Genomic DNA, 13,291 nt, shown 5'->3' on the forward strand with positions numbered 1-13,291 from the left:
GGATGACAAGGATCGACCGTTGCGCATCACCTTCGTCCTGCACCTCTTTCCCCGCGCGCCCATCGGCGGCTTCCGCGTCGTCTACGAGTACGCGAACCGGCTGACCGACCTGGGATGCGAGGTCACCGTCGTCCACGAGCGGTGGCGGGACGACGTCAAGGAGGCCATGCGCGATCTGTGGCACGGCCGGAGCCAGGCTCGGCTGCGACGAGCCGTGAGCTGGTTCGAGATCGACCCGCGGGTCCGGCTGATGATCGTGCCCGAGCTCAAGCCGGCGCACCTTCCGCCGGCCGACGTCACGATCGCCACGCACTGGCCGACCGCGCGCCTGCTCCCCCACGTCCAGAGCACGCCGTTCCACCTCGTCCAGAACTACGACACCTGGGACGGCGTCGAAGAACTACACGATGTGCTGAAGATGGACTTCCCCAAGATCGCCGTCTCCAGCTACCTCGCCAGGACGCTCGAGGGCCTCGGCAACAGCAACGTCACCGTGGTGCCGAACGGCCTGGACCACAAGACGTTCCGGCCACCGACAACAGACCACCCACGCGGCAACTCAGTGGCGATGCTCGTCAGCAAACACCCGTCCAAGGGATTCGCAACGGGCACAAAAGCACTCGAACAAGTCAAAACCAAGATCCCGGACCTGAAGGTCAACGCGTTCGGCGTCAGCCCTCGCCCCGACGACCTGCCGGAGTGGATGACCTACCACCACGGCCTGAACGGCGAGCAGCTCGTCGAAGACGTCTACCACCGCAGCGCGGTCTTCCTGTGCAGCTCCAGCACCGAGGGCTGGGGCCTTCCCGCGGCAGAGGCGATGGCGTGCGGAGCGGCGGTGGTCAGCACCCGCAACGGCGGCGTCGAGGACTTCTGCACCCACAACGAGAACGCGCTTCTCGCAGACGGCACCGGACTGGCCGAAGCCGTCATCAAGATGCTCGAAGACGAAGCCCTGCGCGCGAAATGCGTCCAAGCCGGCTACGCGCGAGTGTCCACCATGGACTGGAGCGCCTCCGCCCGCTCGTTGATCAGCTTCATCCGCGCGTTCCACTCGACCGTCTCGTAGTGCGCGCTGCCGGACGCCGACCCCTGCCCTGGCCACTTCCGGTAGTGCAGCCCGACAGCAGACTCGAAAAAGCCGGCGGTCAAAACACTCGCTGCGATCAACAGACCGGTGTCGTCGCTGCCCGGCACCGCCATCCACCCGCCGAGCAGCACCGCGAGATCACGCCGCAGGCACATCGTCGTGGGGTGCACGGGCAGGCGGAAGTCGTTGCGGCGCCAGTGGTCGAGCACCACACCAGGCTCCAGCCGGCCTCCAGCAAGATCGCCGTCGAACTCGACCAGCGAGCCGTCGGGCATGAGGTCGAGCGCCCGCGACGTGGTCCACTGGACCCCGCTCCCGATCGCCGCGACGTCGCGTGCCAATACGCCGGGGGTCAGCACGTCGTCCTGGTCCAGGTTCTTCACCAGCTCGCCGCGGGCGCGGGACAGCGCGAGGTTGCGGGTGATCGCGACCCCGCCCTTCCGCCCTGAACCGTGCACAACCCGTTCGTCAGGGGGAAGAACGTCACGCGCGACGCCGGTGCGCCCGTCCTCCTGCACCAGCCATTCCCACGCCCAGCCGTCCGGAAGCTCCTGGGACGCGAGCGATCGGTACGCCTCGAGAAGGTGGCCCGGCTCCGGGTCGTAGACGGCGGTAATCACCGAGATCATGCGCACAGGGCCAGCTCCGCACAAAACGAGAAGAGGCCCCATCCGCATCCGGAAGGGGCCTCACCTGCTGTTACGCTCCCCCAACTGGACTCGAACCAGTAACCCTGCGATTAACAGTCGCATGCTCTGCCAATTGAGCTATGGGGGAATGTTCTGTTGTGTCCTGCTTGTCAGGCTTGGTTCCTCCTGACAGTGGGTAACTCTACATGAGCCTCAAAACGGGTTCTGCAAGCACCCCCCGATTTGCGGCAAACTGGCCTCTGACCAGGCACGATGTGAGAGGAGACCCGCATGAAGGGCATCTTGGTCGGCATGGCGGTCGGCTACGTGCTCGGCGCCAAGGCCGGGCGGGAGCGCTACGACCAGATCGTGCGGATGTGGCACCGCTTCGCCGACAACCCCACGGTGCGCCGGACGGCGAGCCAGGCCAAGGACAAGGCGTTCGAGGCCGCTCACCAGGCAAAAGACCTCGCCGCGGACGCTGCGGAGAAGGCCGCCGAGAAGGCTCCGTGGCGCCATCACGAGGAGGCCAACGGGCGCCCGGTGACCCCGCCGGCCACCACCCCGCGCGCGTGAGGCGTGATCATCTTCACACCTGAGCCACCACGAAGATCCGCCTGAACGGGAACCACGTCGTGCCGTCGGCTCGCCGCGGGTAGGCCTCGCGCAGCCGCGGCGCCAGTTCCGCGACGTACGCGTCCCAGTCCGATGAGGACAGTGCCGCGCGCACCGGCCGCAATGCCGTGCCGTAGACCCATTCCAGCACGGGGTCGGGCCCGGTGAGCCGCTGCACGTACGTGGTCTCCCAAGCGTCCACAGAGGAACACCCGGCCAGCAGGTCGGCGTACTCCACGGGCTCCAGCACGGGCTTCTCGGCCCGGAAGACGTGCGCCAGCGCCGGCCCGGCGACCTCGCGGATCAGCCGGTGCGACGCGTCCGCGTAGTTGCCCGGCACCTGGAACGCGAGCCACACGCCGGAAGGCAGTGTCGCCGCCCACTTCTCCACGATCGAGGGATGTGACGGAACCCACTGCAGCACCGCGTTGGACACCACGACATCGGTGTCCGGCAACGGTTCCCAGGTCGTCACGTCGTCCACCCGCGCATCGACGCCCGCGGCACGAGCGGCCTCGACCATCTCGGGTGACGAGTCGAACGCCTCCACGACAGCCGATGGCCACCGTGACGACAGCGAGACGGTCAGGTTCCCAGGCCCGCAGCCCACGTCGACCACGCGGCGCGGGGACTCGGCCCTCACGCGCGCCAACAGCTCGTAGAACGGCCGCCCCCGGTGATCGGCGAAGGCCAAGTACTGCGCCGGATCCCACATACGACTAACAGTACACGCGTACTGCTAGCGAGTCAGCCCCTCGGCGAACCTCGCCACCGCCGTCCGCACGTCCGCGAGCTCCACCCCGGCATCGCCCCGCGCCTGCCACACGACGCCGTCTTGACCAGGAATCTTGCGCTGCAGGATCCACACCCCTGGCGACTCGACGCGCTCGCGATGCCGGATCGCCCCCTCGACGCGTTGGCTGATCGCCCGCAGCACCCGGCCGGGCTCCGCCACCGCGAACCGTTGCGCGGGAAGGTCTTCCAGCAGCACGACCGGGCCTTCGGTGCCGGCCTCCTGCGCCTCGACCACGCGCAGCGCGCCCTCCCACTTCACCTTGCTGATCAGGTGCCACCCGATCCGCCGGGGACCGGGCACCCACAGCCCGAGCGACGTGACGACGAGATGACCGTCCGGCACGGGAGCGAACGCGATCACCGTCTCGTCCGGCTCCAGCGCACCGGTGAACCCGTCCGGCGCACCAGAGCCGAACAACCGCCGGAACAGCCCCACTACAGCACTCCCGCGCTCTGCTGCAGGAGCGCCTTGCGGTACTCCTCCAGCGCCACCAGGTCGCCCCACAGCGCCCGGTACTCGTCGGCGTCCTTGATCGGGGACAGCCGCCGCAACCGCGACTTCACGTCCTCGATCTGCTTGCCGACCTGCACCTCCTGCAGCCGCGCGATCACCATCGACACGTACCGGAACTCGTCGTCCTGCTTGACGGCCAACGGTTCCACCGCGAGCTCGGTCAGCACCGACCGCACCGATGCGTGCGAGCAGGCCTGCGAGATCGCGTCCAGGTACGCCGTGCCCGCGAGCCCGCAGGACGCGCCACCGGCGGCGCGGATCGCCCGGTGCAGCGCCACGTAGGCGGGGTCCGTGAACGCCTCGTCCGGCAGCGAGTCGTAGAGCGGCCCGGCGTACTCGGGCAGCCGCAGCGCGACCTTGAGCACCTCGCGTTCGGGCACCAGCCGCGGGTCGCGCGGGTTCGGCCGCGCCGGTCCGTCGACGTCCACGCTCAGCGCGATCTGGTTCGGGTCGACGCGGGCCGCGGTGGCCATCGGCGCCTTGCCGCCGGCGACCTGACGCACCCGGCGCACGACCATCGCCTCGTCGTCCCAGCCCACCCACCAGGCCAAACGCGTCGCGTATCCGTCCCGCTTGGCGCGGTCCTTGATCTGCGCGACGAACGGCACCATCTTCTTCAACGCCTCGACGCGGCCGTCCACCGAGTCGAGGTCGTAGGCCTTGAGCTGCGCCTTGATCGCGAACTCGATCAACGGCGTGCGCCGCGCCACCAGGTCGCGCACCGCGACATCGCCCTTGGCCTGCCGCAGCTCGCACGGGTCCATGTTGTCCGGCGCCACCGCGATGTAGGTCTGCGCGGAGAACTGCTGCTCCCCCTCGAACGCCTTCAGCGCGGCCTTCTGGCCCGCCTCGTCGCCGTCGAAGGTGAAGATGACCTCGCCGTTCACGTCGTCGTCGATCAGCAGCCTGCGCAGCACGTTCATGTGGTCAGTGCCGAACGCGGTGCCGCACGACGCGACCGCCGTCGGCACGCCGGCCAGGTGCATCGCCATGACGTCGGTGTAGCCCTCGACGATGACCGCCTGCTTGCGCTTCGCGATCTCCCGCTTGGCCTGGTCGAGCCCGAACAGCACCTGCGACTTCTTGTAGATCATCGACTCGCTGGTGTTGAGGTACTTCGCCTGGATCGGGTCGTCGTCGAAGATCCGCCGCGCGCCGAACCCGACGACCTCGCCGCCGATGTCCTTGATCGGCCAGAGCAGCCGCCGGTGGAACCGGTCGATCGGCCCCTGCCTGCCTTCCTTGGTGAGCTGCGACTTGATCAGCTCCTGCAGCTCGAAACCGCGGCCCAGCAGGTGCTTCGTGAGCTTGTCCCAGCCACCGGGCGCGAACCCGCAACCGAACTGGCGAGCCGCTGCCTCGTCGAACCCGCGCTCCGCCAGGAACTCGCGGGCCTGCTGCGCCTCCGGCGAGGCGAGCTGCTCCGCGTAGTACTCGGCCGCCGCCTTGTGCGCCTCGATCAGCCTGCTGCGGGTGCCGCGATCGCGCTGGGGCGTGGCGCCGCCGCCCTCGTAGGTGAGCTGGATGCCCGCCCGGTCCGCGAGCCGCTCGACGGCCTCCACGAACGACAGGTGCTCGACCTTCATCACGAAGGCGATCACGTCGCCGCCCTCGCCGCAGCCGAAGCAGTGGAACGTGCCGTGCGACGGGCGCACGTTGAACGAGGGCGTCTTCTCGTCGTGGAAGGGGCACAACCCCTTCAGCGCTCCCCCACCGGCCCTCTTGAGCGATACCTGGTCACCCACGACCTCATCGATGCGGCTGCGCTCACGCACCAATGCGATGTCGCTCTCCCTGATGCGTCCTGCCACGTCGCCGAGTCTAATCCTTTGGCAAACTGCCAACCGTGACCACGGCCGACGACTTCGCACTGCACCGGACCCACCTGATCGGCGTGGCGTACCGGCTGACCGGCAGCGTTGCCGACGCCGAGGACGCCGTGCAGGAGGCGTGGCCGCGCTTCTCGGCCGCCGAGGGCGTCAGGGACGTGCGCGGCTGGCTCACGACCGTGGTCAGCCGCATCTGCCTGGACCGGCTGCGGTCGGCGGCCGTGCGCCGCGAGACCTACGTGGGCTCCTGGCTGCCGGAACCGCTGCTCACCACCGGTGAGGACGACGACCCGCTGGCGGCCGTGGTGCGGGCGGACGGCGTGCGCATGGCGGCGCTGGTCGTGCTGGACCGGCTCACTCCCGAGCAACGCGTCGCGTTCGTGCTGCACGACGCCTTCTCGTTGCCGTTCAACGAGATCGCGGACGTGCTGCAGGTCTCGGAAGCCTCCGCGCGCCAGCACGCCTCGCGCGCCCGCAAGGCCGTCGCGGGTGCCGAGCCACCGCCCCGCGCCGCGCTGGCCGAGCAGCAGGAGGTGCTGGAGAAGTTCCTGCAGGCCATGTCGAGCGGTGACATCGACGCCGTGCTGAGCCTGCTGCACCCGGACGCGGTGATGATCGGCGACGGCGGCGGCAAGGCGCGCACGGCGGTCAACACGGTGTCCGGCGCGGAGAAGGTCGCCCGCTTCTTCTTCGGACTCCTCCGCAAGTACGGCTTCGAGGACGATCTTCCACAGATGCGGCCCGCACTGGTCAACGGCGACCTCGGCATGGTCATGCCGGCCCAGGGCGACGTGGCGGCGCGCGTCACCACGTTCACCGTGCACGACGGCAAGGTCCTCGCCGTCTACGACCTGGCGAACCCCGACAAGCTCGGCCACGTGGAGTTTGGGTCCAGACCGTAACCGTCACGGGATCGTTTCGACGCTAACGTTCACAAGCTCGGCCCGCTCGTCGGCAACCGCTCCACCGCGAAGTTCGACTTCGTGGTGGAGTCCTGGTCACCAGCGGAGTCGCAGCAGCTTCCCGACGTCCCTGAGCTTCGGGATCGCGCTGACGACCTTCATCTGGATCCTGCCGGACCTGGGCAACGCGTCCAGGTGCGGCAGGTCCACGCTGCGCCAGGCGTCCACAGTGGTCAGTCCGGGGTGCAGCGCCTCGACCTCGCGCGGATCGTCGACGCCCCAGTGCAGTGTGGCGCCGGCGTTGCGCACGGCCGGAACGAGCTTCTGCAGCTTGATCCCCCACGAGCCGTATACGTCGAACAGCAGCTCACCGCTCGCGAACCTGTTGGTGATCCTGCTGATCAACGCGTGGCCCTCCTCTCGTGTCAGGTACATCGAGAGGCCCTCGAACACGGCCACCGTCGGGCGGTCCGCCGGCACTGCTTCGAGCCACGCGTCCTCCGTGACGGACGAGGCCACGAGCCGGTAGTCGCCGGGCGGTTCGGGCAAGAGCTTGTGCCGCAACGCGACGACGTCCGGCATGTCGACGTCGACCCACCGCACGGTGTCCGGCCGTTCGATGCGATGCGCGCGGGTGTCCAGCCCGCACGCGAGGTGCAGCACCGTGCAGGACGGGTTGCTGCGGAGGAACTCGCGGGTCCAGTCGTCGAGAACCCTCGCGCGGATGGCGACGCCGACCGAGGTCGTCGTGTTCATCCCGGTCTTGGCGAAGTCGTAGTCGATGCGGTCGACCGCACGCTGCGCCTCGTCGTCGTGCAGCACGGAGGTGGCCCGCCCGCTGTCCACCGCCCGGCCGTACAGCGTGGCGAGCATGGTCTCCTGGGCACCCGTCAGGGTGATCTTCTCCACGGCTCTAGTGTGCCGGGACGCGGCAGGCGTCGCCGCTCGTGAAGCCCTGGTCCTTGATCTCGAACGCGCTGTTGAACCGCGCCCGCTGGTTCTCCAGCGCGATCTGGTAGGTCAGCGCGACGAGTTCCTTGCGTCCCAGCAACTCCTCCAGCTCCGCGACCTGCTCGTCGGTGACGCTGACCGGTGTGGTGGTCATCGCGTCGGCGTACGCGAGCGCCTTGCGTTCGAGGTCGGTAAACAGCGGTGACGTGGCATACGAGTCGATGTGCTTCAACCGCTCGATGTCCAGGCCTTCGTGCTTCATCAGCATCGCGCCGAAGTCGACGCACCACGAGCAGCCGAGCTGCACGGCCGTCCGGTAGACGCACAGCTCGAACAACGGTCCGTGGGCCGCCTTCTTGACCGCCAGCTCGTGCCGGCCGCTCGCGACCAGCAGCTTCGGGTGGTGAGCCATCACGGTGACCGGCTCCGGCACCGCCCCGAACTCCCGCCTCGCGAACCAGTACACGGCCCTGGTGAGCAGGCCGGCGTCCTTCTTGGTGACTCCCTTGATCCTCGTCATGCCCACTGGACGAGCCGGCGCCAGAGAATGTGACACCTTTGGGTGACTGGGTTGCGGGGCAGGCAGCTCATAGGGTCCTGGCATGAGCAACGACTTCGTGCTGGACATCGATCACGAGTCGGCCGGCCTGCTGGCGGGAACACTGCTGGCGGGCGACTCGTGCGCGGTGCCGGTGCGTCACCAGAACGTCCGACTGCTGCTGTGCGCGCTGCCCGGCGAGGACGGAATGCGACTTTTCCTGCGTCGCAACACGCCGAACTAACGGTCGTAGACGGCCACGTACTCCATGAGCAGGTCACGCGACCGCTCGTTGTCGAGCGCGACGGCGTGCATGCGCTGAAAGACGAGCATCGCCCGTTCGACGGTGGCCGCGTCGCTGACGAGTGCCCAGTTCGCGAGGTAGACGAGCGGTGGCTCGTGCTCGTACTGGATCAGCGCGTAGTCCATCCCGACCGCCGCCGCCCCGCCCGCGCTGGCCGGCACGATCCGGATCGACGGCGCGTGGAACAGCAGGTGCAGGACCTGGTCCTCCATCAGCCGGTTGCTGCCGACGACGGTGCGCAGCGCGTACTCGTGGATGAAGAACACGCACGGTGGCAGCACGCCGTCGCGTTGCAGCTCCGGTGCCGGGCTGAGACCCAACGCCGCGGCGAGCGCCTTCGCGTAGCACTCGGTCCGCAGGAGGACGGGAACGGTGACGCCGCTGAAGCAGGTGATTTGCGTGGCGCCGGCCGCGGCGAGCACGACGAACTGTTCGCCGGCACCGTGCTGGGTCATGCCCGGAACCGTAAAGGCATGATCATGATCTCGCCGCGCGAAAAGCTCGCCCATCAGGGCGACTGTCACGGACGGGCGACCTGGGCGAGGAAGGAGATCGCCTTCGACTCGGCGTGCCGGACGACGAGCAGGAACGGCCGGTCCACCTGTACCACGATCGGGCCCGCTCGGCGGCTGCCTCCACCCCCGCGGCCGATAACGTCTCGACCAGGTCGTAGTTCGCGCTGACGTCCACTTTGAGCAGTGACAGCGTGACCTTGGCGGTGTGTCGCGGACCACGAACACCGAGGGGTCGAGCGGCTGCTCCAGCGAGCTGTCCGGCAGCAGCACGAGCACCTCCACGCCGGACTTGGCTGGCAGCGCGACCGTCTGCCAGCCGTCGTGGCGGGGGTGTAGCCGAGCTCGGCCGTCACCTTCATCGTCGGGCGCCAGGCTCGAAGTCCCGCAGCAGCGAGTCGAGCGCCGTGCGGGTCTGGCCACGGGCACCCTCTCGGACGAGTGCCAGGGCTATGGCCACCGAGAACGGTGACCAGCACGCGTTCTCTGACGGATCAGGGACGGCGACGCGGTGCAGGTTCAGGGCGAAGCCGCCTGATCAGTCAAAAATCCTCCCAGGTGTTATGGACGGGCGACCTGCGCGAGGAAGTAGATCGCCTTCGACCGGGCGTGCCGGACGACGAGCAGGAACGGCCGGTCGACGGTCACCACGATCGGCTCGGTCGGGAGCTCGAGCGACACGGTCCGGAACGTCACGGCGGTGGCCGCCGCTCCTTCCAGGCCTTCTTCGTCGATTCGCAGCACGGCCTCGTGGATCACGTCGTCGACGAACAGGCGCTCGTCCGGCGAGAGGCCGCTGAAGTCGGCGTTCCTGGCGAACATGCGCCGGACCCCGAGGCGCTCCAACACGTTTTTCAGCTGGAACTTCTCCCGTACGTCCACTTTGGGCAGTGAGAGCTCGATGTTCACCCGGTTGGCCGCTTCGAGGACCGACGGGGTGAGCGGCTGCTCCAGTGAGGTGTCCGGCAGCAGGATCAGGGTCTCGACGCCGGACGCCGCCGGGAGCACGATCGTCTGCCAGCCGTCGTGGCGGGCGTAGCGGAACTTCTCGGTCACCTTCATCGTCGGCACGTCCACGTCGCCGCCGGGCGCGTGGAACGGCCTGGGCGCGGTCTCCCACGCGGCGAACGGGTTCAACCAGCCGACCTTGAGGTACAGCGCGTTGACGATGATCGCCGCGGCGTCTGGAGGCGGTGGACTCGTCAGCAGTTCGGGGATCAGGCCGCGGGTCGTCTCGGCGACGTCGGTGTTGACGAGCTTGCGGACCGTCGTCGGGTCGGTGAAGTCGGTGCGCCGCACCGACTTCGTGAGCGAGAAGTCCGGGTTCAACGTCAGGTCGTCGTCGGCCCACAACGTGTTGGCGACGGCCAGTTCGGGCACGTCGAGGGCGTCGGCGGCGTCGAAGTCCGTCAGCAACCCGTCGAGCTCGGCACGGGTCTCGCCGCGCGCGGCCTCGCGGGCCAGCGCGAGCGCACTGGCCACCGAGAACGGCGACCAGCACGCGTTGGAGGACGGATCAGGTACGGCGACGCGGTGCATGGTCAGAGCGAAGTCGGCCTGATCGGTCACGAGAAACTCCTACTGTCGTGGATCTGGCAGTGCCATCACGATCGGATCTTCCGGGACGGGCCGCTCCCCCGCTCCTCCCATCGGCCCGAACGGCTTGGGGTGACGAGGTTCGCGCACGCCGGCCGAGCCGTCGTCGTCCCCCTGGTCGTCGAAGCCCACGGGCACGGCTTCCCTGCTCGGTCTCCGCCACGGCCACGGTCGGCCTGGCGGTCTGGATTCGTCCGCCATGGCTTCGAAGCTACGCCGATGCGCGGTGCCAGGCCACGGCCTGCGCGTCGGTGAGCAGCGCGACCTGGTCGATGACGACGCGAAGCCGTGCGGCGTAAGAGGAAGCGGCCGCGAACACCGGGCGGAACGCGGGGTCGAGCAGCGTCGGGCGTTCCAGCAACCGGGTGACCAGCTCGGCGATGAGGTCGCGTTGCTCGGCCTGCATGGCCAGGCGGGCCGGGTCGCTCATCACGTACCGGACGGCCATCGCCTTGAGCAGGGCCACTTCCGCCGCGACCTGGCGCGGGATCTCCAGCGACGCGTTGTACCTCGTGAGCGCGCCGTCGCCGTGCACCTCACGAGTGGCGGTGACGGCGGCACTCGCGAACCGGCCGACCAGCTCGCTGGTGAGGTTCTTCAACGCGACCTGCGCGCCGAGCGAGCCGTCGTACTCGTGCTCGGTCCAGTAGCCGATCACCGGCAGCTCGAGCAGTTGCTCGGCGGTGGCTTCGAGCGCGGCCACGGACTCGTCGGAGAACGTCTTGGCCGCGAGCGACGCGATGGCGGCGCGTTCGTCCGGGCGGGCCAGCGCACCGAGACTGATGCGGTGCGCCAGGACGCCGTCCTCGACGTCGTGCACCGAGTACGCCACGTCGTCGGACCAGTCCATCACCTGCGCCTCGATGCACCGCTCACGTTCCGGTGCACCCGCACGCATCCACTCGAACACTTCGAGGTCGTCGTCGTACACGCCGAACTTCACCGTGCCCGGCGTGCGCTTCCACGGGTACTTCGTCGCCGCGTCGAGCACTGCGCGCGTGAGGTTCAGTCCGTGCGCGGACTTCGGTTCGAGACGGGCGAGGATGCGGAACGTCTGCGCGTTGCCCTCGAAACCACCGCACGGTCCGGCGAGCTCGTTGAGTGCCCTCTCGCCGTTGTGCCCGAACGGCGGATGACCGATGTCGTGCGCGAGGCCGGCTGTGTCGACGATGTCCGGGTCACAGCCCAGTTCCTCGCCGATGCCGCGGCCGATCTGCGCGACCTCCAGCGAGTGCGTGAGCCGGGTGCGCGGAACACCGGTGACCTCGGAGCCCTCACCGGGGCCGACGACCTGGGTCTTGCCCGCGAGCCGGCGCAACGCCGCCGAGTGCAGCACACGGGCGCGGTCGCGGGAGAACGGCGTGCGCGTGTCGGTGCGGGCGCCCGGCAGCACGGCGGTCTTCGGAACTTCAGCGAGCAGGCGCTCCGCGTCGTGGCCGGTATATCCCATCAGCCGATTTTAGGGAGCTTGAGCTCGTCGAACACGCCGGCGTGCGCCTTCATCAGGCGGTAGTAGAGCAACGCTCCGGTCTCGCGCTTGATGTAGAACCACTGCGTCTCGCGCGTCTGCACGTTCGGCCCGACGCGTGTCGGCGAGGTCCACGTGTGCAGACCGGCGTCCTCGGCCATGGTGCGGGCGCGCAAAGAGTGCCACGGGTCGCTGACGATCACGGCGGTCTTCAGACCGCGTTCCTCGGCGACCGACGCGACGGCCCGCAGCGAGCCGAGCGTGTCCGCGCCCTCGCCGACCTGCAGCACCCGGTCCTCCGGCACGCCGCGCTTCACCAGCCACAGCTTGCCGACCTGGCCCTCGGTGAAGTTGTCGCCCGGCTGGCGGCCGCCGGTCGTGGCGATGTAGCCGACGACGCCTTCCTGGTAGAGACCGAGCGCGTGCTCCAACCGCGCTTCGAGCACGTCGGACGGGACACCGTTGTACTGCGCGGCACCGAGGACGATCGCCATGTCGGCTTTGGTCCAGTCGTCCACGCGCGCGACCTGCCACACCCGGAACGCCGTGCCGCCCACCACGAGCACACCGACCACCAACGCGCCGAAGAGCAGGCGCAACACGATCCGACGAATCCTGGCCAGAGGTTTGAGGGGTGGGGTCCGCACCCCATGCATGGTTCCAGAACCTCAGGGCTGCTGCGTTGACGCCCCTGCAAGGATCATCATCATGCCTGCTGAGCAGCCCACCATCCTCGCCACGTCCGGAGGCCTGCGCTCCGGTCACCGGACCTTCCTCGAGTTCGGCAAGCTGATCCACTTCGCTTTGGATCTGGCGGGCGTCGAGGGCCGCCGGCCGCGGCTCTGCTACGTCGGCACAGCCGGGGGCGACCAGCGGTACATGAACGCGAACATGGCGGAAGCGGGCAGCGTCGCGGGCGTCGACGTCTCGGTGCTGAACCTCTTCACGATGCCGCCGACCGACGACCTCGAAAGCTATGTGCTGTCCCACGACGTCGTCTGGGTCGGCGGCGGCTCGGTCGCGAACCTGCTCGCGGTGTGGGAGGTGCACGGGCTCGGCGCGGTCTTCCGCACGGCGTGGGAGGCGGGCGTGGTGCTCAGCGGCGTCTCGGCGGGCTCGTTGTGCTGGCACATGGGTGGCGCCACCGACTCGTTCGGCCCGGACCTCCGCATCGTCACGAACGGCCTCGGCTTCCTGCCCTACGGCAACGGCGTGCACTACGACTCCGAGGAGCTGCGCCGCCCGAAGATCCACGAGGCGGTGGCCGCGGGTGTGCTGCCGACGACCTACTGCACCGACGACGGCGTCGGGCTGCTGTACCGCGGCACCGAGCTCGTCGAAGCGGTGACGGAACGTCCTGGTTCCGGTGCATATGTCGTGGTCAGGGAGGATTCTTCAGCAACCGCACAGGAGGAAAAGCTCGACACCAGGCTCCTGTGAGACGGACCTTGGATATGTGCGCTGGGCTCTGATCCTCCTCATCACGGCGGCCGTTTTCGTGGTCCCGGACGCGTCGCCGTGCAACGCGCACGCGAAGCCCTCAACTGA

At 68.8% G+C, this 13,291-nt stretch carries 16 protein-coding genes and 1 tRNA gene; 5 read left to right on the top strand and 12 right to left on the bottom strand.

Annotated features, from left to right (window positions below):
* The first annotated feature begins 19 nt into the window (after positions 1-19).
* On the top strand, positions 20-1,069 hold the full coding sequence (locus tag DI276_RS13810) for a glycosyltransferase family 4 protein (RefSeq protein WP_112263693.1): 1,050 nt from the start codon (positions 20-22) through the stop codon (positions 1,067-1,069).
* Here DI276_RS13810 and DI276_RS13815 read toward each other — a convergent pair.
* Both DI276_RS13815 and DI276_RS13820 read right to left on the bottom strand, forming a co-directional pair.
* Positions 982-1,719, bottom strand: a complete 738-nt coding sequence (locus DI276_RS13815) for a glycosyltransferase family 2 protein (RefSeq protein ID WP_112263828.1) — start codon at positions 1,717-1,719, stop codon at positions 982-984. The genes DI276_RS13810 and DI276_RS13815 overlap by 88 nt on opposite strands.
* A gap of 75 nt (positions 1,720-1,794) precedes the next feature.
* Positions 1,795-1,867 (bottom strand) — tRNA-Asn (locus DI276_RS13820).
* 143 nt (positions 1,868-2,010) lie between these two features.
* Between DI276_RS13820 and DI276_RS13825 the strand changes: the two genes are divergently transcribed.
* On the top strand, positions 2,011-2,295 hold the full coding sequence (locus tag DI276_RS13825) for a hypothetical protein (protein WP_112263694.1): 285 nt from the start codon (positions 2,011-2,013) through the stop codon (positions 2,293-2,295).
* A 13-nt stretch (positions 2,296-2,308) separates the two neighbouring features.
* On the opposite strand, the gene DI276_RS13830 is transcribed toward DI276_RS13825, so the two are convergent.
* The 3 genes from DI276_RS13830 to dnaG are packed head-to-tail and all read right to left on the bottom strand — an operon-like array spanning position 2,309 to position 5,454.
* Positions 2,309-3,049, bottom strand: a complete 741-nt coding sequence (locus tag DI276_RS13830) for a trans-aconitate 2-methyltransferase (RefSeq protein ID WP_112263695.1) — start codon at positions 3,047-3,049, stop codon at positions 2,309-2,311.
* Positions 3,050-3,073: 24 nt separating this feature from the next.
* Positions 3,074-3,565: a hypothetical protein gene (locus tag DI276_RS13835; protein WP_112263696.1), complete on the bottom strand. Its 492-nt coding sequence runs from the start codon at positions 3,563-3,565 to the stop codon at positions 3,074-3,076.
* Positions 3,565-5,454 (bottom strand): DNA primase, encoded by a 1,890-nt coding sequence (dnaG, locus tag DI276_RS13840; protein WP_112263697.1) that lies wholly within the window; start codon positions 5,452-5,454, stop codon positions 3,565-3,567. The genes DI276_RS13835 and dnaG overlap by 1 nt, the downstream gene beginning before the upstream one ends.
* Positions 5,455-5,489: 35 nt before the next feature.
* Here dnaG and DI276_RS13845 point away from each other — a divergent pair, with 35 nt between their 5' ends.
* Positions 5,490-6,374 (top strand): sigma-70 family RNA polymerase sigma factor, encoded by an 885-nt coding sequence (locus tag DI276_RS13845; protein WP_232836637.1) that lies wholly within the window; start codon positions 5,490-5,492, stop codon positions 6,372-6,374.
* A 96-nt stretch (positions 6,375-6,470) separates the two neighbouring features.
* Here the strand turns inward: DI276_RS13845 and DI276_RS13850 are convergent, their stop codons facing one another.
* Positions 6,471-7,283 carry a class I SAM-dependent methyltransferase gene (locus tag DI276_RS13850; protein ID WP_232836638.1) on the bottom strand — a complete coding sequence of 271 codons (813 nt, stop codon included), beginning with the start codon at positions 7,281-7,283 and terminating at the stop codon, positions 6,471-6,473.
* 4 nt (positions 7,284-7,287) lie between these two features.
* A complete protein-coding gene (locus tag DI276_RS13855; RefSeq protein WP_112263699.1) occupies positions 7,288-7,845 on the bottom strand; it encodes a carboxymuconolactone decarboxylase family protein in 558 nt (185 codons plus the stop codon).
* An 82-nt stretch (positions 7,846-7,927) separates the two neighbouring features.
* Between DI276_RS13855 and DI276_RS13860 the strand changes: the two genes are divergently transcribed.
* On the top strand, positions 7,928-8,107 hold the full coding sequence (locus DI276_RS13860) for a hypothetical protein (protein ID WP_030472123.1): 180 nt from the start codon (positions 7,928-7,930) through the stop codon (positions 8,105-8,107).
* On the opposite strand, the gene DI276_RS13865 is transcribed toward DI276_RS13860, so the two are convergent.
* The 5 genes from DI276_RS13865 to DI276_RS13885 form a co-directional block, all read right to left on the bottom strand.
* Positions 8,104-8,622 carry a Scr1 family TA system antitoxin-like transcriptional regulator gene (locus tag DI276_RS13865; RefSeq protein ID WP_112263700.1) on the bottom strand — a complete coding sequence of 173 codons (519 nt, stop codon included), beginning with the start codon at positions 8,620-8,622 and terminating at the stop codon, positions 8,104-8,106. The genes DI276_RS13860 and DI276_RS13865 overlap by 4 nt on opposite strands.
* Before the next feature lie 415 nt (positions 8,623-9,037).
* Positions 9,038-9,202: a serpin family protein gene (locus tag DI276_RS13870; protein ID WP_112263701.1), complete on the bottom strand. Its 165-nt coding sequence runs from the start codon at positions 9,200-9,202 to the stop codon at positions 9,038-9,040.
* Between the two features lie 38 nt (positions 9,203-9,240).
* Entirely contained in the window at positions 9,241-10,248 is a 1,008-nt protein-coding gene (locus DI276_RS13875; RefSeq protein WP_112263702.1) for a serpin family protein, read from the bottom strand.
* Between the two features lie 238 nt (positions 10,249-10,486).
* Positions 10,487-11,725, bottom strand: coding sequence for a deoxyguanosinetriphosphate triphosphohydrolase (locus DI276_RS13880; RefSeq protein WP_112263703.1), 1,239 nt, complete (start codon positions 11,723-11,725; stop codon positions 10,487-10,489).
* A complete protein-coding gene (locus DI276_RS13885; protein WP_232836639.1) occupies positions 11,725-12,390 on the bottom strand; it encodes a YdcF family protein in 666 nt (221 codons plus the stop codon). The genes DI276_RS13880 and DI276_RS13885 overlap by 1 nt, the downstream gene beginning before the upstream one ends.
* Before the next feature lie 61 nt (positions 12,391-12,451).
* On the opposite strand from DI276_RS13885, the gene DI276_RS13890 reads away from it, so the two are divergent.
* A complete protein-coding gene (locus DI276_RS13890) occupies positions 12,452-13,183 on the top strand; it encodes a Type 1 glutamine amidotransferase-like domain-containing protein (RefSeq protein WP_112263705.1) in 732 nt (243 codons plus the stop codon).
* The last annotated feature ends 108 nt before the right edge of the window (positions 13,184-13,291 follow it).

Source organism: Lentzea terrae, assembly GCF_003265345.1.
GTDB classification, from domain to species: domain Bacteria; phylum Actinomycetota; class Actinomycetes; order Mycobacteriales; family Pseudonocardiaceae; genus Lentzea; species Lentzea terrae.

Coding starts and splice junctions, on each gene's coding strand:
- DI276_RS13815 (WP_112263828.1), bottom strand. CDS start 1,719: ATGATCTCGGTGATTACCGCCGTCTACGACCCGGAGCCGGGCCACCTT.
- DI276_RS13890 (WP_112263705.1), top strand. CDS start 12,452: ATGCCTGCTGAGCAGCCCACCATCCTCGCCACGTCCGGAGGCCTGCGC.
- DI276_RS13825 (WP_112263694.1), top strand. CDS start 2,011: ATGAAGGGCATCTTGGTCGGCATGGCGGTCGGCTACGTGCTCGGCGCC.
- DI276_RS13830 (WP_112263695.1), bottom strand. CDS start 3,049: ATGTGGGATCCGGCGCAGTACTTGGCCTTCGCCGATCACCGGGGGCGG.
- DI276_RS13860 (WP_030472123.1), top strand. CDS start 7,928: ATGAGCAACGACTTCGTGCTGGACATCGATCACGAGTCGGCCGGCCTG.
- DI276_RS13880 (WP_112263703.1), bottom strand. CDS start 11,725: ATGGGATATACCGGCCACGACGCGGAGCGCCTGCTCGCTGAAGTTCCG.
- DI276_RS13865 (WP_112263700.1), bottom strand. CDS start 8,622: ATGACCCAGCACGGTGCCGGCGAACAGTTCGTCGTGCTCGCCGCGGCC.
- DI276_RS13855 (WP_112263699.1), bottom strand. CDS start 7,845: ATGACGAGGATCAAGGGAGTCACCAAGAAGGACGCCGGCCTGCTCACC.